Origin of the sequence: Streptomyces sp. HP-A2021, assembly GCF_022807935.1 — a bacterium.
GTDB classification, from domain to species: domain Bacteria; phylum Actinomycetota; class Actinomycetes; order Streptomycetales; family Streptomycetaceae; genus Streptomyces; species Streptomyces afghaniensis.
Genome location: NZ_CP094344.1, coordinates 1,971,863 through 1,992,773, shown reverse-complemented (window position 1 = coordinate 1,992,773; position 20,911 = coordinate 1,971,863). Strand labels below are relative to the sequence as shown.

Annotated in this window: 19 protein-coding genes and 1 pseudogene; 5 read left to right on the top strand and 15 right to left on the bottom strand. The window is 70.5% G+C overall.

What is annotated here, in order from left to right; translation table 11 throughout:
* Positions 1-9: 9 nt before the first annotated feature.
* Entirely contained in the window at positions 10-372 is a 363-nt protein-coding gene (locus MQE23_RS09265) for a metalloregulator ArsR/SmtB family transcription factor (protein ID WP_020274584.1), read from the bottom strand.
* 143 nt (positions 373-515) lie between these two features.
* On the opposite strand from MQE23_RS09265, the gene MQE23_RS09260 reads away from it, so the two are divergent.
* Genes MQE23_RS09260 through MQE23_RS09250 form a run of 3 tightly spaced genes read left to right on the top strand, consistent with a single transcriptional unit; the run spans position 516 to position 3,237 of the window.
* Positions 516-1,997, top strand: a complete 1,482-nt coding sequence (locus MQE23_RS09260; protein WP_279345138.1) for an AlkA N-terminal domain-containing protein — start codon at positions 516-518, stop codon at positions 1,995-1,997.
* 8 nt (positions 1,998-2,005) lie between these two features.
* Entirely contained in the window at positions 2,006-2,488 is a 483-nt protein-coding gene (locus tag MQE23_RS09255; RefSeq protein ID WP_020274587.1) for a methylated-DNA--[protein]-cysteine S-methyltransferase, read from the top strand.
* Positions 2,489-2,523: 35 nt separating this feature from the next.
* Positions 2,524-3,237, top strand: coding sequence for a VOC family protein (locus MQE23_RS09250; protein WP_243378841.1), 714 nt, complete (start codon positions 2,524-2,526; stop codon positions 3,235-3,237).
* Here MQE23_RS09250 and MQE23_RS09245 read toward each other — a convergent pair.
* The 4 genes and pseudogenes from MQE23_RS09245 to MQE23_RS09230 form a co-directional block, all read right to left on the bottom strand.
* A pseudogene (locus tag MQE23_RS09245) lies at positions 3,197-3,941 on the bottom strand (Sir2 family NAD-dependent protein deacetylase). The gene MQE23_RS09250 and the pseudogene MQE23_RS09245 overlap by 41 nt on opposite strands.
* A gap of 81 nt (positions 3,942-4,022) precedes the next feature.
* The gene (locus MQE23_RS09240; RefSeq protein WP_243378840.1) at positions 4,023-4,517 is read right to left on the bottom strand and encodes an NUDIX hydrolase; all 495 of its coding nucleotides are present in this window, start codon (positions 4,515-4,517) and stop codon (positions 4,023-4,025) included.
* Positions 4,518-4,545: 28 nt separating this feature from the next.
* Entirely contained in the window at positions 4,546-4,998 is a 453-nt protein-coding gene (locus tag MQE23_RS09235) for a hypothetical protein (RefSeq protein ID WP_020274591.1), read from the bottom strand.
* A gap of 182 nt (positions 4,999-5,180) precedes the next feature.
* Positions 5,181-6,254 (bottom strand): ADP-ribosylglycohydrolase family protein, encoded by a 1,074-nt coding sequence (locus tag MQE23_RS09230; RefSeq protein ID WP_243378839.1) that lies wholly within the window; start codon positions 6,252-6,254, stop codon positions 5,181-5,183.
* Between the two features lie 293 nt (positions 6,255-6,547).
* On the opposite strand from MQE23_RS09230, the gene MQE23_RS09225 reads away from it, so the two are divergent.
* Positions 6,548-7,666 (top strand): glycerate kinase, encoded by a 1,119-nt coding sequence (locus MQE23_RS09225; protein ID WP_243382549.1) that lies wholly within the window; start codon positions 6,548-6,550, stop codon positions 7,664-7,666.
* Between the two features lie 4 nt (positions 7,667-7,670).
* Here the strand turns inward: MQE23_RS09225 and MQE23_RS09220 are convergent, their stop codons facing one another.
* The 10 genes from MQE23_RS09220 to MQE23_RS09175 all read right to left on the bottom strand — a co-directional run bounded on the left by MQE23_RS09220 (position 7,671) and on the right by MQE23_RS09175 (position 19,939).
* Positions 7,671-8,891 (bottom strand): alpha/beta fold hydrolase, encoded by a 1,221-nt coding sequence (locus tag MQE23_RS09220; protein ID WP_020274594.1) that lies wholly within the window; start codon positions 8,889-8,891, stop codon positions 7,671-7,673.
* 204 nt (positions 8,892-9,095) lie between these two features.
* Positions 9,096-9,878 carry a CDP-diacylglycerol--serine O-phosphatidyltransferase gene (gene pssA / locus MQE23_RS09215; RefSeq protein WP_051185636.1) on the bottom strand — a complete coding sequence of 261 codons (783 nt, stop codon included), beginning with the start codon at positions 9,876-9,878 and terminating at the stop codon, positions 9,096-9,098.
* A 58-nt stretch (positions 9,879-9,936) separates the two neighbouring features.
* Entirely contained in the window at positions 9,937-10,593 is a 657-nt protein-coding gene (locus MQE23_RS09210) for a phosphatidylserine decarboxylase (RefSeq protein ID WP_010038789.1), read from the bottom strand.
* A gap of 170 nt (positions 10,594-10,763) precedes the next feature.
* Positions 10,764-11,969 (bottom strand): acyl-CoA dehydrogenase family protein, encoded by a 1,206-nt coding sequence (locus MQE23_RS09205; protein ID WP_243378838.1) that lies wholly within the window; start codon positions 11,967-11,969, stop codon positions 10,764-10,766.
* A 2-nt stretch (positions 11,970-11,971) separates the two neighbouring features.
* Positions 11,972-12,484 (bottom strand): MaoC family dehydratase, encoded by a 513-nt coding sequence (locus tag MQE23_RS09200; RefSeq protein ID WP_016431745.1) that lies wholly within the window; start codon positions 12,482-12,484, stop codon positions 11,972-11,974.
* 5 nt (positions 12,485-12,489) lie between these two features.
* Positions 12,490-13,452, bottom strand: a complete 963-nt coding sequence (locus tag MQE23_RS09195; protein WP_020270214.1) for a CoA ester lyase — start codon at positions 13,450-13,452, stop codon at positions 12,490-12,492.
* Positions 13,449-15,476 (bottom strand): protein meaA, encoded by a 2,028-nt coding sequence (locus MQE23_RS09190; protein ID WP_037667173.1) that lies wholly within the window; start codon positions 15,474-15,476, stop codon positions 13,449-13,451. The genes MQE23_RS09195 and MQE23_RS09190 overlap by 4 nt, the downstream gene beginning before the upstream one ends.
* A 10-nt stretch (positions 15,477-15,486) precedes the next feature.
* Positions 15,487-16,830: a crotonyl-CoA carboxylase/reductase gene (ccrA, locus tag MQE23_RS09185; RefSeq protein ID WP_020270212.1), complete on the bottom strand. Its 1,344-nt coding sequence runs from the start codon at positions 16,828-16,830 to the stop codon at positions 15,487-15,489.
* A gap of 378 nt (positions 16,831-17,208) precedes the next feature.
* Positions 17,209-18,018 (bottom strand): TetR family transcriptional regulator, encoded by an 810-nt coding sequence (locus MQE23_RS09180; RefSeq protein ID WP_037667179.1) that lies wholly within the window; start codon positions 18,016-18,018, stop codon positions 17,209-17,211.
* 115 nt (positions 18,019-18,133) lie between these two features.
* Complete coding sequence (locus MQE23_RS09175; RefSeq protein ID WP_243378837.1) at positions 18,134-19,939, bottom strand: 3-hydroxyacyl-CoA dehydrogenase family protein; 1,806 nt, start codon at positions 19,937-19,939, stop codon at positions 18,134-18,136.
* Between the two features lie 396 nt (positions 19,940-20,335).
* Between MQE23_RS09175 and MQE23_RS09170 the strand changes: the two genes are divergently transcribed.
* Entirely contained in the window at positions 20,336-20,911 is a 576-nt protein-coding gene (locus MQE23_RS09170; RefSeq protein WP_020270209.1) for an adenylosuccinate lyase, read from the top strand.

Here is a 20,911-nt window from a genome sequence, read left to right as displayed (position 1 = left end):
GGCGCCGCCTCAGTCGGCGGCGTCGCTGATGCCGAGGCGCAGATGCTCCACGTGGTAGACGGCCTGGTCGAGCAGCTCGGCGACATGGTGGTCGTGCAGCGCGTAGACGACCGAACGCCCCTGCCGCTCGCCGACGACCAGGCCCAGGTTGCGCAGCAGCCGCAGCTGGTGCGAGCAGGCCGACTGCTCCATGCCCACCTCGGCGGCCAACTCGGTGGCCGGAAGCGGGCCTTCCCGCAGCCGCGCCAGGATCAGCAGCCGGGAGGGTGTGGACAGGGCCTGGAGCGTGGTGGCGACCTTCGCGACGTTGTCCGCGTCCAGGCGTACGCGCTCGGTGGCGTCCTGCGCGGGGATGACGGCTCCATGACCCATGACGTCATCGTACCGGTCACCCACAAACATATGAATGAATATTCATTCATGCTGGTTCCGGTGGTCTCCGCGGGGCGCCGCCCGGGCACGTCGATGTCGGATTCTCGCCAGCCTCGCCCCGTCCGGTGCCGGATGCTGGACGCATGCAGATGGGGATGCACACCGACACCGAGCGCTGCGTGCGCGCCGTCCGGTCCAAGGACGCCCGGTTCGACGGATGGTTCTTCACGGCCGTCCTGACGACCGGCATCTACTGCCGTCCCAGTTGTCCGGTCGTGCCGCCCAAGCCGGAGAACATGGTCTTCCACCCGAGTGCGGCGGCCTGCCAGCAGGCCGGGTTCCGGGCCTGCAAGCGCTGTCGGCCCGACACCAGCCCCGGCTCCCCGGAGTGGAACCAGCGCGCCGACCTCGTGGCCCGCGCCATGCGGCTGATCGCCGACGGCGTCGTGGACCGCGAGGGCGTGCCGGGCCTCGCAGCCCGCCTCGGCTACAGCACCCGGCAGGTCGAGCGCCAGCTGCTCGCCGAACTGGGCGCGGGTCCGCTCGCGCTCGCCCGCGCCCAGCGCGCCCAGACGGCCCGGCTGCTCATCGAGACGACGGCCCTGCCGATGGCCCGGATCGCCTTCGCCGCCGGTTTCGCCTCGATCCGCACCTTCAACGACACCGTCCGCGAGGTCTTCGCCCTCGCCCCGAGCGAGCTGCGCGCCCGCGCCCCGAAGCGGCAGGGCGCGAGCACCCCCGGGGCGCTGTCCCTGCGGCTGCCGTTCCGGACCCCGCTCAACCCCGACAACCTCTTCGGCCACCTCGCCGCCACGGCCGTACCCGGCGTGGAGGAATGGCGCGACGGCTCCTACCGGCGCACCCTGCGGCTGCCGTACGGCCACGGCATCGTGGCCCTCACTCCCACCCCCGACCACATCGCCTGCCGCCTCACCCTCAGCGACCTGCGCGACCTGACCGTCGCCATCAGCCGCTGCCGCCGCCTGCTCGACCTGGACGCCGACCCGGTGGCGATCGACGAGCAGCTGCGCGCGGACCCGGTCCTGGCACCGCTGGTCGACAAGGCGCCCGGCCGGCGAGTCCCGCGCACGGTGGACGAGGCGGAGTTCGCCGTCCGGGCCGTGCTCGGCCAGCAGGTTTCCACCGCCGCCGCCCGCACCCACGCGGCCCGCCTGGTCACCGCGCACGGCGACCCGGTCGACGACCCCGAGGGCGGCCTCACGCACCTCTTCCCGGCCCCCGAGGCCCTCGCGGCGCTGGACCCGGAGACCCTGGCGATGCCCCGCACGCGCCGCACGACCTTCACCACCCTGGTCCGCAGGCTCGCCGACGGCGACCTCCACCTGGGCGTGGAGAGCGACTGGCCGCAGGCCCGCGCCCAGCTCCTCGCCCTGCCCGGCTTCGGCCCCTGGACGGCCGACGTCATCGCCATGCGCGCGCTCGGCGACCCCGACGCCTTCCTCCCCACCGACCTCGGCATCCGCCGCGCCGCCCAGGAACTGGGCCTGCCCTCCACACCGGCCAAGCTCACCGCCCGGGCGGCGGCCTGGCGCCCCTGGCGTGCCTACGCCGTCCAGTACCTCTGGGCGACCGACAGTCACCCGATCAACTTCCTACCGGTATAGGGACGTTCATGAAGCACCACACCGTGACCGACAGCCCCTACGGCCCCCTCACCCTCGTCGCCGACGACGGTGTCCTGTGCGGCCTCTACATGACCGGCCAGCGCCACCGCCCGCCGGAGGAGACCTTCGGCACCCGCGACGACACCCTGTTCGCGCAGACGGAGGAGCAACTGAAGGCCTACTTCGCGGGGGAGCTCAAGGAGTTCACCGTCGAACTCCGCCTGACCGGCACGCCGTTCCAGCGCAGGGTCTGGGACGAACTCCGCCGCATCCCCTACGGCGAGACCCGCACCTACGGCCAACTCGCCGACGCCCTCGGCGCCCCCACGGCCTCCCGCGCGGTCGGCCTCGCCAACGGCCGCAACCCGATCGGCATCATCGTCCCCTGCCACCGGGTCATCGGCGCGAACGGCGGCCTCACCGGCTACGGCGGCGGCCTGGAGCGCAAGCAGCGCCTGCTGGACTTCGAACGGGGGGCCGCGCTCTTTTAGGCTCCCGTCTGGTCAAATTTGACTAGAGTGGGGTCATGCCGGAGAAGACGATCCCGATCCTGCCGTGCCGGACCCTCCCTCCCGTCCTCGAGTTCTACACCGCCCTCGGCTTCGAGGTGACGTACCAGCAGCGCAGCCCCAACCCGTACGCGGTCGTCGAACGCGGCGGCATCGAGCTGCAGTTCTTCGCGATGAAGCACTACGAGCCGACCGGCTCGATCAGCACCTGCTACGTCCTGACCGACGACGTCGACGGCCTGTACCAGGCGTTCCGGGCCGGGCTGAAGGCGGCGTACGGCAGGATCCCCACCCGGGGCCTGCCGCGGGTCGGGCCGCTCAAGGACATGTCGTACGGCGTGCGGCAGTTCCTCATGACGGACCCGGGCGGCAACTGCATCCGGGTCGGGCAGCGCACGGGCGAGGACCGACACCACGGGCCGGCCCCCGAGGAGACGTTCGCGCGGGCCCTGCACCACGCGTCGCTCCTGGCGGACTCCAAGGGGGACGCGGCGGGCGCCGCCAAGGTCGTCGACCGTGTCCTGCGCCTGACGGACGAGACGCCGACGCGCGTCCAGCTGCTTCAGCTCCTCGTCCTGCGCGCGGACATCGCGGGACGACTCGGCGACGAGGACGCGGCGGCGACCGCCCTCGCCCGGGCCACCGCGCTCGAACTCACCGAAGCCGAACGCGACCAGGGCCGTGACGCGCTCACGCGCCTGGAGGATCTGCTGGCCGCGCCTCGGCCGTGAGACCGCGCAGCAGCTCCGGCAGCGCCGTGCCGATGGGTTCGCGGACGATCTCGTCGGCACGGTCGTCGTACGGCGTTGACGATGATCAGGCGGGCGCCGTGGTCGGCGGCGACACCGGCGAGACCGGCGGCGGGCTGGACCTGCAGGCTCGTACCGACGGCGACGAACACCTGGCAGGCCTTGCTGATGGCGGCCGCCTCGCCGAGGACGACGGGGTCGAGCCGCTCGCCGAACATCACCGTCGCCGACTTCAGGACGCCGCCGCACTCCAGACACGGCGGGTCGTGCTCACCGGCCTCGACCCGTGCGAGCGCGTCCTCCATCGAGCCGCGGGCGTGGCAGCCGGTGCAGACGACACTCCGGGCCGTGCCGTGCAGTTCGAGGACCTTGCGGTCGGGCATTCCGGCGAGCTGGTGCAGCCCGTCCACGTTCTGCGTGATCACCCGGACGGGCACCCCGGACCGCTCCAGTTCGGCCACCGCCCGGTGCGCGGCGTTGGGCTCCGCCTGAAGGGCCCGGTTCTCGCGCCGCATCCGCCAGGAGCGGCGGCGGATCTCCGGGTCGGCCATGTAGTACGCGTACGTGACGAGCTTCTCGGCATCCGGGTCCCGCCGCCAGAGCCCGTTCGGCCCGCGGTAGTCCGGGATCCCGGATTCCGTGCTGATACCGGCGCCGGTGAGGAGCGCGACGAGGGGCTTGGCCATGTCACCGAGGGTAGGCCGGGCCGTACGACAGCGGCGAGCGGTTATCGAACAGGGCGCCGGCGGGTGCACGGGCGGAACCGGTCAGGAAACCCGGTGCCCGTTCTCCAGCTCCGCCGTGCCCGAGCCGTTCGCCAGGACGTCCAGGGCGGCCAGGACACGGCGGCTGTGGGCGCCCGGCAGATAGTCGGCCAGCTCTTCGCGCGGAACCAGCCGCCAGGACAGCAGCTCCTCCTCCTGGAGGCGGATCGCCTTGAGCTCGTCCTCGCTCAGCACCCCGCCGTCGTACAGGTACGCCACCAGCGGCGGACGCCCCGTGCCGGGCACCCAGTCCACCGTCAGCAGCCGGCCGAGCTCCCGGTCCAGCCCGATCTCCTCCGCCGTCTCGCGCCGGGCGCCCTGCCGCGGGGTCTCGCCGTCGTCGGACTCGATCGTGCCGCCGGGCAGCGTCCAGCCCTCCCGGTAGTTGGGCTCGACGAGCAGCACCCGGCCCTCGCCGTCCCGGAACAGCGCGGCGGCGCCGGCCAGGACGCGGGGCAGGGACGCGAGGTAGGCGGCGTAGTCAGAAGACGTGGTCATTGGGGCAGGGTAACCACCCGATGACGGCTCAGCCGCAGGGGAAGACGTAGCTGGACTTGTAGTTGACGTACAAGCTGCCGGAGGACGAGCCCATCTTGGCGGTCACCGGGGCGCAGGCGAAGCTGGAGACGTACACCGGGCCCGCGTACTCGCTGAAGGTGCCCGTGTCGGGGTCGCAGGCCGTGCCGTCCACCTTGCAGACCTGCACGGACATGTACTGCGCCCGGCCGACGTTGTTGTCGAGGATGACGCAGCCCTTGCCGCCGTTCTCGTAGGCGAAGAGGGTCGCCTTGCGTACGGCGGGGTCGACGCCGAGGGGCAGCGGGATCGCCTTGCGCAGCGTGTAGCCGGTGCCGCACACGGTGGCGGAGGCCGAGGCCGTGGACTGCTCGGCGGCGACGGCCCCCGGCGCGGTGAGCACGGCGGCGGTCAGGACGGTCGCGGTGGCGGTGGCACGCAGGGCGGTTCTGAGACGAGACATGACAAGCAGACGCTTTCTGTCAGGCGCGAGGACGCGAACCAGATGACGCAAAATGATCGAACGAGCCAATGGCCAGATCACCTTACGTTCGGTTTTGATCTACATAGTCGGACCGCGGACACGTGGCCGGAAACAGTCGCTCGGGCACCCCGCTCGGGCGGGGAATGGCCGGTTCGATCCGGTCAGGCCTGCTGCTCCGCCAGCCGCAGCGTCCGCTCCGCCAGCTCGCTGATGCGCACCCCGTCGAAGCCGAACACCGCGCTGCGGACCGTGTCCTCCAGCGGGACCGTCCACTGCTCCGGAATGGCCCCCGCCCCGCCGAACACCCCGGCCACCGACCCCGCCGTCGCGCCGTTGGAGTCCGTGTCCAGGCCGCCGCGCACGGTCAGGGCGATGGTGCGGGTGAAGTCGCCGTCGCCGTAGAGCAGGCCGGCGGTGAGGACGGCGGCGTTCGGGACGGTGTGGATCCAGCCCATTCCGGCCGTCTCCTCGGTGAGCGTGGTGAGCGTGTCCTCCCAGGACATCCGGGTGTCGTGCAGGGAGACGACCCGGCGCACCGTGCGGGCCAGCCGGCTGCTCGCCGGGATCACGGCCAGGGCCTCGTCGATCGCGTGCCGCACGGTGGGTGCGGTGAACGCCGCCGCGATCAGCGCCGCCGCCCACATCGCCCCGTAGACCCCGTTGCCGGTGTGCGACAGCACCGCGTCCCGCCGCGCCAGCGAGGCAGCCCGGCGCGGCACGCCCGGGCAGGTCCAGCCGTGGATGTCGGCCCTGATCAGCGCCCCGATCCACTCCTGGTAGGGATTGTCGTACGTCGCCGTCAGCGGCGGCTTCAGCCCGTTCGCGAGGTTGCGGTACGCGGCCCGCTCGGCGGTGAACGTCTGGAGGTACGGCAGCCGCAGCAGCCACAGGTCGCCGACCTGCTCGGTGCTGAAGCCGAAACCGTGGGTCTCCAGCAGGTCCAGGCCGAGGATCGCGTAGTCGACGTCGTCGTCACGGCAACTGCCGTGGATGCGGCCGCGCACGCACTGGCGCCACTCGGGGCGCAGCTCGAAGCCGTCGTGTTCGCTGATCGGCTCGGGGAGGTAGTCGGTCAGCGGCAGGGCGGCGGCCTGGCGCAGGTAGCGGTCGATGCGGTCGCGGGTCCACACCTCGCCCTGCTCGACCGGTTTGCCGAGCATGTTGCCCGCGATGCGGCCCTGCCAGCCGCCGAGGATGCGGTTGGTGAGGTCTGTCTGCGTGCGTGCAAGGGCCATGGTGATGGTCTACCCCGTTTCAGCAGGACGCTTGAGGGGCGGGTTCTGCGGTCTGTGCGCGGCTGCGGGTTTCGTCGTGGTTGGTCGCGCCCGCGCGGCGGCAGCCGCATATTCGGCACAGCCCCGCGCCCTTGAGAGCCTCGGTCCACGGGGTGGGCAGGAGCTGACGGGCGGGGCGTCCTGCGGTTAAGGTCGCTGCGGCGCGACTGGCCTTGACGTGCGTGAGGGCCCGGAGAGCAAGGGGAGTGCAAGTGGCGGACGCTGCAGTGAGCGATACCCGGAAGGCACGGCGGGTGCTCGTCGCCGCGGACAAGTTCAAGGGGTCGCTGACGGCCGTGGAGGTCGCCGAACGGGTGACGGCCGGGCTGCGCCGGGCCGTACCGGACCTCGAGGTCGAGGCGCTGCCCGTGGCCGACGGCGGTGACGGAACCGTGGCCGCGGCGGTCGCGGCCGGGTTCGAGCGCCGGGAGGTACGGGTCGCCGGTCCGCTCGGCGAGGAGGTGACGGCGGCCTTCGCGCTGCGCGAGGGCACCGCGGTCGTGGAGATGGCCGAGGCGAGCGGACTGCAGCGGCTGCCCGCCGGGGTCTTCGCACCGCTCACGGCCTCCACGTACGGCTCCGGCGAGTTGCTGCGGGCCGCGCTGGACGCGGGTGCCCGCACGATCGTCTTCGGCGTCGGCGGCAGCGCCACCACGGACGGCGGAGCCGGGATGCTGTCCGCGCTGGGCGCGCGCTTCCTGGACGGGCACGGCGAGCCGGTGCCCCCGGGCGGCGGCGGCCTGGCCGATCTGGCCACCGCCGACCTGTCCGGCCTCGACCCCCGCCTCACCGAGATCGAACTGGTCCTCGCGAGCGACGTGGACAACCCGCTGACCGGCCCGAAGGGCGCGCCCGCGGTCTACGGCCCGCAGAAGGGCGCCTCGCCGGACGACGTGGCGGCCCTGGACGCCGCCCTCGCACACTTCGCGAAGGTGCTGGAGGAGTCGGCCGGACGGAAGGCCGCCGAGTACGCCGCCTCGCCGGGCGCGGGCGCGGCGGGCGGCATCGGCTACGGCGCCCTGCTGCTCGGCGCGCGTTTCCGCCCCGGCATCGAGGTCATGCTCGACGTCCTGGGCTTCGCCCCTGCCCTGGAGCGCGCCGGCCTGGTGATCACCGGCGAGGGCTCCCTGGACGAGCAGACCCTGCACGGCAAGGCCCCGGCGGGCGTCGCCGCGGCGGCCCGTGCGGCGGACAAGGAGGTCGTCGCGGTCTGCGGCCGCCTGGCCCTGCCGCCGGAGACCCTGGGCCGGGCCGGTTTCCGCCGGGTGTACCCCCTGACGGACGCGGAGCCGGACGTGGCGAAGTGCATCGCCGAGGCCGGGCCGATCCTGGAGCGGGTGGCGGAGCGGATCGGGCGGGACTTCCTGACCTGAGGCGTCACGGCAGGGGTATCAGCTCACCGTCCGGGTCCCTGAAGTAGCTGCCGCTGGTGAGGCCGTCCACTCTGCCGTTCTTGTACCACTGCTTCGACATGCGGTGCACGGTCTTGGCGGTGCGCTCCCACACCAGGGAGTGGCCCGCTCCGGCGAGGCAGAACATCAGCTTCTGGGGCCCCTTGACGGCCGCGTAGAGGGCCGGCACGGAGAAGCGGATGGGGTCGGGGAAGGTCGCGGGGCTGTTGGCGGCCCGGTCCTGCTCCCCGTAGATGATGAGCACGGGAACCCGCTGGCCGAGGACGTGTGTGCCGACCGGGTTCTCGTGCGGCACCGTCTGGTTGTTCCAGCCCCACCAGTAGGTGTTCCGGTACCGCAGGATGCCCTCGTACTCACCCGGTGCCACCTCGGGGCCCCACTTGCTGCCGAGAGGGTCGTTCTCCATGCAGGCCTTCCAGGCGAGGTCCACGACGTCGGGCTCCCGCAGTGCGGGGTTGCCGTCCAGCCCCGTCCTGAACCCTGTCCTGGTGCCGACGAGCATCGGGAAGCCCCAGGTGAGGGCCGGCGTGGACACGGGCAGCGTCTGGGCCTCGGCCGGGCGTCCGAAGGGGGCGGCGGGGTTGCCCGACCACCGTCCCTTGGGAGGGAAGACGGGGGCGAGCAGGAGCAGGCTCTCGATGTTGCCGGGGTGCTGGAGGACGTAGGAGCCCATGATGGCCGCGCCCAGGGAATAGCCGATGAAATGGATCGGCTTGTTCCTGCCGGGCAGACCCCTGATGAACTTGACCACCGCGTCCAGCTCCGCCCACTCACTCTCCGAATTCCCCAGCTGCTTCGCGTACGGGGGCGGGGGAGGGCAGGGCGCCTGGAGGGGGTTGGGGACGAGGGCCTGCTGCTGGGCCGGGTTGGCGTTGCACGGCTCGTCCATCCTGGGGCGTGGCGACCGGCCGGAGCCCTGCACGTCCATGAGGAAGACGTCGAAGCCGTCGTCCGCGAGTTCCTGCGCCCAGCTGTACCGGGTGGCGGAGCCGCCGGGCACCGGGGCGAGGTCGAACGCCGCCAGCGCCGGCACGCTTCTGCCGTGCAGCATCAGCACCGGCTTGTGCGCTTGGTTCGGCTTGGTGCCGTCGTACTCCCGTACGGGCAGGGTCACCGTGGTATTGAGATTCGCGGGGATCTGGGACTGGAGCGTGACGTGGTGTTCTCTCAGCGTGGGTGCGGGCATGGCCGTCTCCCGGTGGCGGGAAGGGGGAGGAACTCTCTGACAACCCCCTGACCCACCCTCCTCTTCCTGTATATGTCCCGCAAATCGGCCTTGACCAGAGGTAGTTGACCGGTCAAGGGCAAAAGGGAAATGCCCTTGACTGCGAAAACGGGTGTGGCCCGAGCCTCTGAGGCTCGGGCCACACCCGTCAGTGGTGGGAGGGGGTCAGGGCAGCTGTGCCGCCCGCGCCTCCCGCCGGTTGTCGCGGAAGTTGTTCACTCGCCGGGCCGTGGCGAACAGCGGGATCACCGCCCCCATGACCAGCTGAAGCGCGCATCCCGTCTGCAGCAGCAGCTGCCCGCTCGGCGCGTCGAAGGCCCAGGCCGCCATCAGGCCCATGCCCAGCACGATCCACGACAGCATCGCCACCGCGAGCCGCCCCCGCGGCTTCGGGTACTCGACCCGGCTCACCATGAGCCACGCGGTGCCCAGGATCGCCAGCAGCGTCGCCACGAACGGCAGCTCCAGCAGCACGATCGACACGACCGTCAGCGCGCCGAACGGTGATGGCATGCCCTGGAAGGTGCCGTCCTTCACCGTGACGCACGAGAACCTCGCAAGCCGCAGCACCACCGCCAGCAGCACGACGATCGCCCCGACCGCCGCCACCCGCTGATGCGCGTCGTCCGCGACCATGCCGTACACGAGGACGAAGTACGCCGGTGCCAGACCGAAGCTGATCAGGTCGGACAGGTTGTCCAGCTCCGCGCCCATGGGGGAGGAGCGCAGCTTGCGCGCCACCAGGCCGTCGAAGAGGTCGAAGACCGCCGCGCAGAGCATGAGGATGACCGCCGTGGCCGCGCTGTGGCGGGCCATGCCGGTCTCCTGGCTGCCCGTGAGGTGCGGGATCAGGATGCCGGTGGTGGTGAAGTACACCGCCATGAAGCCGCACGTGGCGTTGCCGAGCGTCAGGGTGTCCGCTATGGAGAGGCGAAGAGAGAGGGGCATCTCCTCTTCTTCGTCGACCTCGTCGGCCTCCGGGACCCAGCCGGCCTTGGTGTCAGGATCAATCACGGTCAATGCGAGTCACCCCAGCCACGGTCTTCTGTCCCACCTCGACCGCGACCTCCACACCCTCGGGCAGGTAGAGGTCGACCCGCGAACCGAAGCGGATCAGGCCGATCCGCTCGCCCTGCTCGACCTTGGTGCCCTGGGGCACGTAGGGAACGATGCGGCGGGCGACCGCGCCGGCGATCTGGATCATCTCGATGTCGCCGAGCTCGGTGTCGAAGTGCCAGACGACACGCTCGTTGTTCTCGCTCTCCTTGTTGAAGGCGGGAACGAAGCCACCGGGCACGTGCTCGACCGACGTCACCGTGCCGGCCAGCGGCGCGCGGTTGACGTGGACGTTGAGCGGGCTCATGAAGATCGCGACGCGGGTGCGGCCGTCCTTCCACGGCATGATGCTCTGCACCACACCGTCTGCGGGCGAGATGACCCGGCCCTGGGTGATCTCGCGCTCGGGGTCGCGGAAGAACCACAGCATCCCCGCCGCGAGCGCGGTGGCGGGAACGGCGACGGCCTTGGCGGCGCCGGAGCGGCGGGCGCGGGCCAGGCTGAGGGCTGCGGTGGCGACGGTAGGAAGGAGCCACGGCGATGCTCCGCGCGCGAGGCGTACGCCGGCCCGGCTGTCGCGAGGTGCAGAGGTTTGGCTGTGGGGCATGGATGACCTTCGTAGCGGATGATGCCGCACTCTGACGGGGGACGGCGGCTTTCCGGCGATCGTAGCGGCTCGGGGCCCTAACTGGGTAAGCCAGGCAGCCGAGTCGGCGGCCGAAGAGTGCTGACGGGGTGTGATCTTCTTCTCCAAGAAAACACCCCGTATCCGGACATCTAGCCCTGGAATCGATACTCCTCGAGCAGCCGCCGACCGATGATCATTTTCTGGATCTCGGCGGTACCTTCACCGATCAGCAGCATCGGTGCCTCACGATAGAGGCGCTCGATCTCGTACTCCTTGGAGAAGCCGTAGCCGCCGTGGATCCGGAAGGCGTCTTCCACGACCTCCTTGCAGTACTCGGAGGCGAGGTACTTCGCCATCCCAGCCTCAAGGTCGTTTCGCTCACCGGAGTCCTTTTTGCGTGCCGCGTTCACCATCATCGCATGCGCGGCCTCGACCTTGGTAGCCATCTCGGCCAGCTTGAACTGGATCGCCTGGTGCTGGGCGATCGGCTTCCCGAAGGTGTGGCGCTGCTGCGCGTACTGGACGCCGAGTTCGAACGCACGCTGAGCGACGCCACAGCCACGCGCCGCCACGTTGACGCGGCCGACCTCGACGCCGTCCATCATCTGGTAGAAACCGCGGCCCGTGACCCCGCCGAGCACGCGATCCGCAGGAATCCGCAGGCCATCCATGATGAGTTCGGTGGTGTCGACACCCTTGTAACCCATCTTGTCGATCTTGCCGGGGATGGTGAGGCCGGGGCGGACCTCGCCGAAGCCGGGCTCCTTCTCGACCAGGAAGGTCGTCATCGACTTGTGGGGCGGGGTGCCCTCGGGGTGACCTTCGTCACTTCGCACCAGAACGGCCACCAGGGACGACGTCCCGCCGTTGGTCAGCCACATCTTCTGGCCGTTCAGGACGTACTCGTCGCCGTCCTTCACCGCCTTCGACGTGATCGCCGACACGTCCGAGCCGAGGGCCGGCTCCGACATCGAGAAGGCGCCGCGGATGTCGCCGGCCGCCATCCTCGGCAGGAAGTGGTCCTTCTGCTCCTGCGTGCCGTGCTGCTTGAGCATGTACGCCACGATGAAGTGCGTGTTGATGATGCCGGACACCGACATCCACCCGCGGGCGATCTCCTCCACGCACAGCGCGTACGTCAGGAGCGACTCGCCCAGACCCCCGTACTCCTCGGGGATCATCAGGCCGAACAGGCCCAACTCCTTCAGCCCGTCGACGATCGCTTGCGGGTACTCGTCGCGGTGCTCCAGCTCGGTCGCGACCGGGATGATCTCCTTGTCCACGAAGTCGCGGACCGTGGACAGGATCTCCTGCTGGATGTCCGTCAGACCGGCGGTCTGGGCGAGTCGCGCCATGGCTACTTCTCCTGCTCCTTGAGCTCGGGGCGGCCCGGCTGCTCGCCGCCGCGCTCCTTGATGTACGTCTCGGTCGGCACCATGACCTTGCGGCGGAACACGCAGACCAGCGTGCCGTCCTGCTTGTAGCCCTTGGTCTCGACGTGCACGATGCCGCGGTCGTTCTTCGACTTCGACGGCCACTTGTCGAGCACGGTCGTCTGGCCGTAGATGGTGTCGCCGTGGAAGGTCGGCGCCACGTGCTTGAGCGACTCGATCTCCAGGTTGGCGATCGCCTTGCCGGAGATGTCCGGCACGGACATGCCGAGCAGGAGCGAGTAGATGTAGTTCCCGACGACGACGTTCTTGCCGAAGTCCGTCGTCTTCTCCGCATAGTTCGTGTCCATGTGGAGCGGGTGGTGGTTCATGGTGAGGAGACAGAACAGGTGGTCGTCGTACTCCGTGACCGTCTTGCCCGGCCAGTGCTTGTACGTCGCCCCGACCTCGAACTCCTCGTAGGTGCGTCCGAACTGCATCGCGCTCAGCCCTCCGGGATCTCGAACTTGCTGGTGCGCTGCATGCCGGCGGCGCGTCCCTTGCCGGAGATGACGAGGGCCATCTTGCGGCTGGCCTCGTCGATCATCTCGTCGCCGAGCATCGCGGAGCCCTTCTTGCCGCCCGCCTCGGACGTGTAGTAGTCGTACGCGTCCAGGATCAGCTCGGCGTGGTCGTAGTCCTCCTGCGAGGGCGAGAAGATCTCGTTGGACGCCTCGACCTGGCCCGGGTGCAGCACCCACTTGCCGTCGAAGCCGAGGGCGGCGGCGCGCTGGGCGACCTCGCGGTAGCCGTCGATGTTGCGGATCTGCAGGTAGGGGCCGTCGATCGCCTGGAGGTTGTTGGCGCGGGCGGCCATCAGGATCTTCATCAGGATGTAGTGGTAGGCGTCCGCCGGGTAGCCGGGCGGCTGCTCGCCCACGACCAGCGACTTCATGTTGATCGACGCCATGAAGTCGGCCGGGCCGAAGATGATCGTCTCGACGCGCTGGGAGGCCTGCGCGATCTCGTTGACGTTGTTCAGGCCCTGCGCGTTCTCGATCTGCGCCTCGATGCCGATCTTGCCGACCTCGAAGCCCATGGTCTTCTCGATCTGGGTCAGCAGCAGGTCCAGGGCCACGATCTGCTGGGCGTCCTGCACCTTCGGCAGCATGATGCAGTCGAGGTTCTGGCCGGCGCCCTCGACCACCGTCACGACGTCGCGGTACGTCCACTCGGTCGTCCAGTCGTTGACGCGAACGACGCGCGTCTTGCCCGTCCAGTCGCCCTCGTTGAGGAACTTGACGATGGTGTGCCGCGCCTCGGGCTTGGCGAGCGGGGCGCACGCGTCCTCCAGGTCGAGGAAGACCTGGTCGGCGGGGAGGCCCTGCGCCTTCTCCAGGAAGCGGGGGTTCGAGCCCGGTACCGCCAGGCAGGAACGCCGGGGGCGAAGGCGGTTGACCGTGGTCATGCGGAGACCTCCAGGGGGTCGAGCTTGTTCGCTTTCCGGATCTCGTCGACGATGCGGCCGATGATTCCGGTGATGTCGAAGTCCTTCGGGGTGAAGACCGCGGCCACTCCGGCTGCCCTGAGCTGCTCGGCATCCCCGTTCGGGATGATGCCACCGGCGATCACCGGGATGTCTGTGGCACCGGCCACACGCAGCCGTTCGAGCACGTCCGGAACCAGCTGGGCGTGCGAGCCGGACAGGATGGACAGGCCGACCGCGTGCACGTCCTCGGCGAGGGCCGCGTCCACGATCTGCTCGGGGGTGAGCCGGATGCCCTGGTAGACCACCTCGAAGCCGGCGTCCCGCGCGCGCACGGCGATCTGCTCGGCGCCGTTGGAGTGGCCGTCCAGGCCCGGCTTGCCGACCAGGAAGCGCAGCTTGCCGACGCCCAGGTCCTTGGCCGTCAGATCCACCTTGCGGCGGACCAGGGCCAGCGTGCTGCCCTCCTCGGCGGGGACGGCCACCGGCGCCGAGGAGACGCCCGTGGGCGCCCGGAACTCGCCGAACACCTCGCGCAGGGCCCCGGCCCACTCGCCGGTCGTGACCCCGGCGCGGGCGCATTCCAGGGTGGCCTCCATGAGGTTGTCGGTGCCCCGGGCGGCCTCCTTCAGCTTCTCCAGCGCCTTGCAGGGCCGCGGGTGGTTGAAGGGCGGCTGGTAGCGGCTGTCGCGCCACTGCTGGAGCGCGGCGATGACGCGGGCCTCGACCTCCGGGTCGACCGTCTGGATCGCGGTGTCCAGGTCGGCGGTCAGCGGGTTCGGCTCGGTGCCCTCGAAGGCGTTGACACCGATGATCTTCTCCTGCCCGGACTCGATCCGGCCCCGGCGCTCCGCGTGCGAGGCGACCAGCTGCGACTTGAGGTAGCCGGACTCGACGGCCGCCATCGCGCCGCCCATCTCCTGGATGCGGTCGATCTCCGCGAGCGAGGCCTCGACCAGTTCGTCCACCTTCGCCTCGATGACCTTCGAGCCCTCGAAGATGTCCTCGTACTCCAGCAGATCGCTCTCGTAGGCCAGCACCTGCTGGATGCGCAGCGACCACTGCTGGTCCCAGGGGCGGGGCAGGCCGAGCGCTTCGTTCCAGGCGGGGAGCTGCACGGCACGCGCGCGTGCGTCCTTGGAGAGGGTCACGGCCAGCATCTCCAGGACGATCCGCTGGACGTTGTTCTCCGGCTGTGCCTCCGTCAGGCCCAGTGAGTTGACCTGGACGCCGTAGCGGAAGCGGCGGTGCTTGGGGTTCTCGATGCCGTACCGCTCGCGCGTGACCTTGTCCCAGATGCGGCCGAAGGCGCGCATCTTGCACATCTCCTCGATGAAGCGGACGCCCGCGTTCACGAAGAAGGAGATCCGGCCGACGACATCGCCCATGCGCTCCTGGGGCACCTGCCCCGAGTCGCGCACGGCGTCGAGGACGGCGATCGCGGTGGACATCGCGTACGCGATCTCCTGGACCGGCGTGGCGCCCGCCTCCTGCAGGTGGTAGCTGCAGATGTTGATCGGGTTCCACTTCGGGATGTGGGAGACCGTGTACGCGATCATGTCCGTCGTCAGACGGAGGCTCGGCCCCGGCGGGAACACATGCGTGCCGCGGGACAGGTACTCCTTGACGATGTCGTTCTGGGTCGTGCCCTGGAGCTTGGTGATGTCCGCACCCTGCTCCTCGGCGACGACCTGGTAGAGCGCCAGCAGCCACATGGCCGTGGCGTTGATGGTCATCGAGGTGTTCATCTGCTCCAGGGGGATGTCCTGGAACAGCCGGCGCATGTCACCGACGTGGGCGATCGGCACGCCGACCCGGCCGACCTCGCCGCGGGCGAGGATGTGGTCGGAGTCGTAGCCGGTCTGTGTCGGCAGGTCGAACGCCACCGACAGACCTGTCTGGCCCTTGGCGAGGTTGCGCCGGTACAGCTCGTTGGACGCCTCGGCCGTGGAGTGACCGGCGTAGGTCCGCATGAGCCACGGACGGTCCTTCTGACGCTCTGTCATCCGGCAGCCCTCAGATGTTCCGGAAGCGGTTGATGGCGTCGATGTGCTGGGCGCGCTTCTCCTGGTCGCGCACGCCCAGGCCCTCCTCGGGGGCCATGCACAGCACGCCGACCTTGCCCTGGTGCAGGTTGCGGTGCACGTCGAAGGCGGCCTGGCCGGTGTCCTCCAGGGAGTACACCTTCGACAGGGTGGGGTGGATCTTGCCCTTCGCGATGAGCCGGTTGGCCTCCCAGGCCTCGCGGTAGTTGGCGAAGTGCGAGCCGATGATGCGCTTCAGCGACATCCACAGGTAGCGGTTGTCGTACTCGTGCATGTAACCCGAGGTCGAGGCGCAGGTGGTGATGGTGCCTCCCTTGCGGGTGACGAAGACGCTCGCGCCGAAGGTCTCGCGGCCGGGGTGCTCGAAGACGATGTCGATGTCCTCCCCGCCGGTGAGCTCGCGGATGCGCTTGCCGAAGCGCTTCCACTCCTTCGGGTCCTGGGTGTTCTCGTCCTTCCAGAACTTGTAGCCCTCGGCGTTGCGGTCGATGATCGCCTCGGCGCCCATCGCCCGGCAGATCTCGGCCTTCTGCGGCGAGGACACGACACAGATGGGGTTGGCGCCGCCGGCCAGCGCGAACTGCGTGGCGTAACTGCCCAGTCCGCCGCTCGCGCCCCAGATGAGCACGTTGTCGCCCTGCTTCATGCCGGCGCCGTTGCGGGAGACCAGCTGGCGGTAGGCGGTGGAGTTGACCAGGCCCGGGGCCGCGGCCTCCTCCCAGCTGAGGTGGTCCGGCTTGGGCATCAGCTGGTTGGACTTGACCAGCGCGATCTCGGCGAGGCCGCCGAAGTTCGTCTCGAAGCCCCAGATGCGCTGCTCGGGGTCGAGCATCGTGTCGTTGTGGCCGTCGCTGGACTCCAGCTCGACGGACAGGCAGTGCGCCACGACCTCGTCGCCGGGGTGCCAGGCGTTGACACCGGGGCCGGTGCGCAGGACGACGCCCGCGAGGTCGGAGCCGATGATGTGGTACGGCAGGTCATGGCGCTTGGCCAGTTCGCTGGTGCGGCCGTAGCGCTCCAGGAAGCCGAACGTGGACAGCGGCTCGAAGATCGACGTCCACACCGAGTTGTAGTTGACCGACGAGGCCATGACGGCCACCAGCGCCTCGCCCGGGCCGAGCTCGGGCAGCGGCACCTCGTCCAGGTGGATCGACTTGCGGGGGTCCTTGTCGCGGGTGGCGAGCCCGGCGAACATCTCCGTCTCGTCCTTGTGCACGGTGATCGCGCGGTACGACTCGGGGAGCGGGAGGGCGGCGAAGTCCTCCGACGTGGAGTCGGGCGACTGGATCGCGGCCAGGATGTCCTTAACGGTCACGGTGTTGCCTCCGGCGGTGAGCGCCCTGAGGGAGGGGCGCCGATGGTTACGTCGGTGCTGCTGAGGGTCGGGGTGTGCCGTCGGTTCGGCGGTGGTGCTGTTCGGCAGCGCTGGTGGCGCGGGAGGTTGCCTGTGACGCAGGCGTCCGGACGGGCAGGCGCTGGGCTTGCTGGGACGTCGCCCGGACCTCTTCAACGTATGACACCGCGTGTCACCTCGCAAGGCACTGAGTGCCAGAAGTTGCTCTCAGATGAAATCTTTACGTAACAAATGAGCGATGATCGATCGAACGGCCTCGTCAAGCGCCTGCAAAACCACCCCTGACATGCCAAAACGGCCACCCCGAGGGGTGGCCGTCATCACACGGGCGAAGGGGGCTCAGCGCTCCTTGAGGGCCTGCTCGATCGTCCGCATGACCTCGTCCAGCGGGGCGTCGGTACGGGCGACGGTCACCAGCACCTCGCCCTGCGCCGAGGCCGTGGCCGCGGCCGGCTGCGACTCCGTGGAGCGCCCGGCCCCGATTCCCGTGCCGAACGTCTTGCGCACGATCGCGAAGGCGTGGTCCAGCTGCGCCTCCACGTCACCCTGCCCGCCCGCCCGCAGCCAGCGCCGCAGGACGTGGTTGTGGGCGGTGACGACGGCGGACGCGGCGACCTCCGCGAGCAGCGGGTCGTCGTTGGCGTCGTCCGCGTGCGCGCGCTCGTCGAAGTGGCCGAGGAGATAGCGGGTGAACAGGCGCTCGTAGCGGGCCACCGACGCGATCTCCGCCTCGCGCAGCGTGGGCACCTCGCGCGTCAGCTTGTAGCGGGCGACCGAGATCTCCGGCCGGGCCGCGTACATCTTCATGACTTCCTTGATGCCGCGGCACACCGTGTCGAGCGGGTGCTCGTGCGCGGGCGCGGCGTTGAGCACCGCCTCGGCCCGGACCAGGGTGTCGTCGTGGTCGGGGAAGATCGCCTCTTCCTTGGAACGGAAGTGGCGGAAGAAGGTGCGGCGGGCGACCCCGGCCTGGGCCGCGATCTCGTCGACGGTGGTCGCCTCGTAGCCCTTGGTCGCGAACAGCTCCATCGCGGCGGCCGCCAGTTCCCGGCGCATCTTGAGCCGCTGGGCGGCGGCGCGAGAGCCTGCGGCGGTTTCCGGCGCGTCGGTCGTAGCCGGTGTACGTGAGGACTTGGCGGGCTGGGACATGCCCTGAACGTACTGCATGTGCGCAGCTCGCTGCGCATGGCCTGGTTCGTGGAACCGGTCCGGGCCGAGCAGGCCACCCCACTCCGCGCCGGACCGGAACCAGTCGCCGGGACCCTCAGCGCTTGGCATATTCGCGGAAGCCACGGCCGGTCTTGCGGCCGAGGCAGCCCGCGGCCACCAGGTGCTCCAGGAGCGGTGCCGGGGCGAGCCCCGGGTCGCGGAACTCGCGGTGCAGGACCTTCTCGATGGCGAGCGAGACGTCGAGCCCGACGACGTCCAGCAGCTCGAACGGGCCCATCGGATAGCCGCCGCCCAGCTTCATCGCCGCGTCGATGTCGTCGAGCGACGCGTAGTGCTCCTGCACCATCTTGATCGCGTTGTTCAGGTACGGGAAGAGCAGCGCGTTCACGATGAAGCCCGCACGGTCGCCGCAGTCGACCGCGTGCTTCCTGATCCGGCCGCAGACCTCGCGGACCGTCGCGTGGACGTCGTCGGCCGTCAGCACCGTACGGACGACCTCGACCAGCTTCATGGCCGGCGCCGGGTTGAAGAAGTGCATGCCGATCACGTCCTGCGGGCGCGAGGTGGCCCGGGCACAGGCCACGACCGGCAGGGACGAGGTGGTGGTGGCCAGGACCGCGCCCGGCTTGCAGACCTTGTCCAGTGCGGCGAACAGCTGCCGCTTGACCTCCAGGTCCTCGGCGACCGCCTCCACGGCCAGGTCGACGCCGGCGAAGTCGTCGTAGGTGCCGGTCGGCGTGATGAGGTCCAGGGTCTGCGCGGCGGCCTCGGCGGTCATCCGGCCCTTGTCGACCGAGCGGGACAGGGACTTGCCGATGCGGGCCTTCGCGGCCTGGGCCTTCTCCTCGCTGCGGGCGGCGAGGGCCACCTCGTACCCGGCCTTGGCGAACACCTCGGCGATACCGGAGGCCATGGTCCCCGAGCCCGCGACACCCACCGAGCGGACCTCCCGGCCCGGGACCAGGTTCCCGCCCTCCAGCGGGGTCAGAGCGTCCCGCACGACGGTGCCGCTGCCCGGCGCCTCGTACGTGTAGAACCCGCGTCCCGCCTTGCGGCCGGTCAGGCCCGCCTCGCTCAGCTGCTTGAGGATCGGCGCCGGGGCGTGCAGCCGGTCGCGGGACGCGGCGTACATCGCCTCCAGGACGGTGCGCGCGGTGTCGACGCCGATCAGGTCGAGCAGCGCCAGCGGGCCCATCGGCAGGCCGCAGCCCAGCCGCATCGCGGCGTCGATGTCCTCACGGGAGGCGTACTTCGCCTCGTACATCGCGGCGGCCTGGTTGAGGTAGCCGAACAGCAGGCCGTCGGCGACGAACCCGGGGCGGTCGCCCACCGCGACGGGCTCCTTGCCCAGGTCGAGGGCTAGATCGGTGACCGCCGTGACGGCGGCCGGCGCGGTCAGCACCGAGGAGACGACCTCGACCAGCCGCATCGCCGGGGCCGGGTTGAAGAAGTGCAGGCCCAGCACCCGCTCCGGACGGGCCGAGTCGGCGGCGAGCCGCGTGACGGACAGGGCGTTGGTGCCGGTCGCCATGATCGTCTCGGGGCGCACGATCCCGTCCAGTTCCCGGAAGATCTGGTGCTTGACCTCGTACGACTCCGGCGCCACCTCGATGACCAGGTCGGCGTCGGACGCGGCCCGCAGGTCGGTGGAGGTACGGACGCGGCCCAGGATCTCCGCGCGGTCCTGCTCGGTCAGCCGCCCGCGCTCGACGCCGCGGGCGGTGGAGGACTCCAGGGCGGCGACGCACTTCGCGGCCTGGGCCTCGCTGATGTCGATGCCGACGACCTCGCGGCCGGCCTTGGCGAGGACCTCGGCGATGCCGGTGCCCATCGTGCCGAGGCCGACGACTGCGATGGTGCGCAGCGGGGACAGGGACGGGTCGGAAAGGGGAGTGGCCATCGCGGGACTCCAGGAATGAGGGTGACGACGGGGAACGCGTCCCGGGTTCGCCGAATACGGCCCGGCAGGAGCCGGGTCTCGGGCGCACCGGGTGCGTGAGAAGTGCGGGTGCTGGCCGGGCTGCTGAGCGCACACGCCCGGTGCCGTCTCCGCGGGCGTGCACACGCCCGGGGCGAGCGGCTGTTCCGACCGGCCCTGTCCCGGGGCCGAGTCGTACTGCGGTACCTGAGGCACCGAACCGACTGCTCTCGCGGTGGCCGCGTCACCAGACCGCCGCGAGGAGATACGAGTGGGTAACTCGCTCGTCTGAGCTTAACTGGCGGGTAACGAGCGCGCCAGCCCTCGTGTTTGTGATGTACGTCCCGCGCAGCTCGCGGCGCCCCTAATCTCTCAGTCATGGACGAAGAGTTGCGATCACTCACGGAGCGCTTACGGCAGGAGTCGGGGGCGTCGCCCGCCTTCGAGCGGCTCGTGGCGACCGACGACCTCGACGCCCTGGCCGCGGTGCTGACCGAACCCGGGCAGCCCCTGTGGGCGAGGGAGCTGGCCGCCTTCCGGCTCGGACTCGCCGAGGACCGGCGCGCCTTCGAGTCCCTGGTGCTGCTGCTCAACCACCGCGATCCGCCGCGCTGCGCCTCCGCCGCCTACGCCCTCGCCCGCCTCGGCGACCCGCGCACAGCCCGCGCGGCCGCCGCCCTCGCCACCAACGAACTGCGGGTCGCCTACGCTCTGCACCCGGTCCGGCTCCTGGTCGACCTGCGCGCCCCGGAGGCCGTGCCCGCCCTGATCACCACCCTGCAGCGACGGCTGCGTCCGCACGACCCGTACCGCCGGGTGGCCCTCGCCTGCGTGGACGGGCTCGGCACGCTGGGCGACGCCCGGGCCAGACCCGTGCTGAACGAGGCCCTCGCGCATCCGGTGCTGGCGGAGGCGGCGGTGCGGGCGCTGGGGCGGATTCCGAAACAGAGGTGA

Coding starts and splice junctions, on each gene's coding strand:
- MQE23_RS09265 (WP_020274584.1), bottom strand. CDS start 372: ATGGGTCATGGAGCCGTCATCCCCGCGCAGGACGCCACCGAGCGCGTA.
- MQE23_RS09260 (WP_279345138.1), top strand. CDS start 516: ATGCAGATGGGGATGCACACCGACACCGAGCGCTGCGTGCGCGCCGTC.
- MQE23_RS09255 (WP_020274587.1), top strand. CDS start 2,006: ATGAAGCACCACACCGTGACCGACAGCCCCTACGGCCCCCTCACCCTC.
- MQE23_RS09250 (WP_243378841.1), top strand. CDS start 2,524: ATGCCGGAGAAGACGATCCCGATCCTGCCGTGCCGGACCCTCCCTCCC.
- MQE23_RS09240 (WP_243378840.1), bottom strand. CDS start 4,517: ATGACCACGTCTTCTGACTACGCCGCCTACCTCGCGTCCCTGCCCCGC.
- MQE23_RS09235 (WP_020274591.1), bottom strand. CDS start 4,998: ATGTCTCGTCTCAGAACCGCCCTGCGTGCCACCGCCACCGCGACCGTC.
- MQE23_RS09230 (WP_243378839.1), bottom strand. CDS start 6,254: ATGGCCCTTGCACGCACGCAGACAGACCTCACCAACCGCATCCTCGGC.
- MQE23_RS09220 (WP_020274594.1), bottom strand. CDS start 8,891: ATGCCCGCACCCACGCTGAGAGAACACCACGTCACGCTCCAGTCCCAG.
- pssA (WP_051185636.1), bottom strand. CDS start 9,878: ATGCCCCTCTCTCTTCGCCTCTCCATAGCGGACACCCTGACGCTCGGC.
- MQE23_RS09210 (WP_010038789.1), bottom strand. CDS start 10,593: ATGCCCCACAGCCAAACCTCTGCACCTCGCGACAGCCGGGCCGGCGTA.
- MQE23_RS09205 (WP_243378838.1), bottom strand. CDS start 11,969: ATGGCGCGACTCGCCCAGACCGCCGGTCTGACGGACATCCAGCAGGAG.
- MQE23_RS09200 (WP_016431745.1), bottom strand. CDS start 12,484: ATGCAGTTCGGACGCACCTACGAGGAGTTCGAGGTCGGGGCGACGTAC.
- MQE23_RS09195 (WP_020270214.1), bottom strand. CDS start 13,452: ATGACCACGGTCAACCGCCTTCGCCCCCGGCGTTCCTGCCTGGCGGTA.
- MQE23_RS09190 (WP_037667173.1), bottom strand. CDS start 15,476: ATGACAGAGCGTCAGAAGGACCGTCCGTGGCTCATGCGGACCTACGCC.
- MQE23_RS09180 (WP_037667179.1), bottom strand. CDS start 18,018: ATGTCCCAGCCCGCCAAGTCCTCACGTACACCGGCTACGACCGACGCG.
- MQE23_RS09175 (WP_243378837.1), bottom strand. CDS start 19,939: ATGGCCACTCCCCTTTCCGACCCGTCCCTGTCCCCGCTGCGCACCATC.
- MQE23_RS09170 (WP_020270209.1), top strand. CDS start 20,336: ATGGACGAAGAGTTGCGATCACTCACGGAGCGCTTACGGCAGGAGTCG.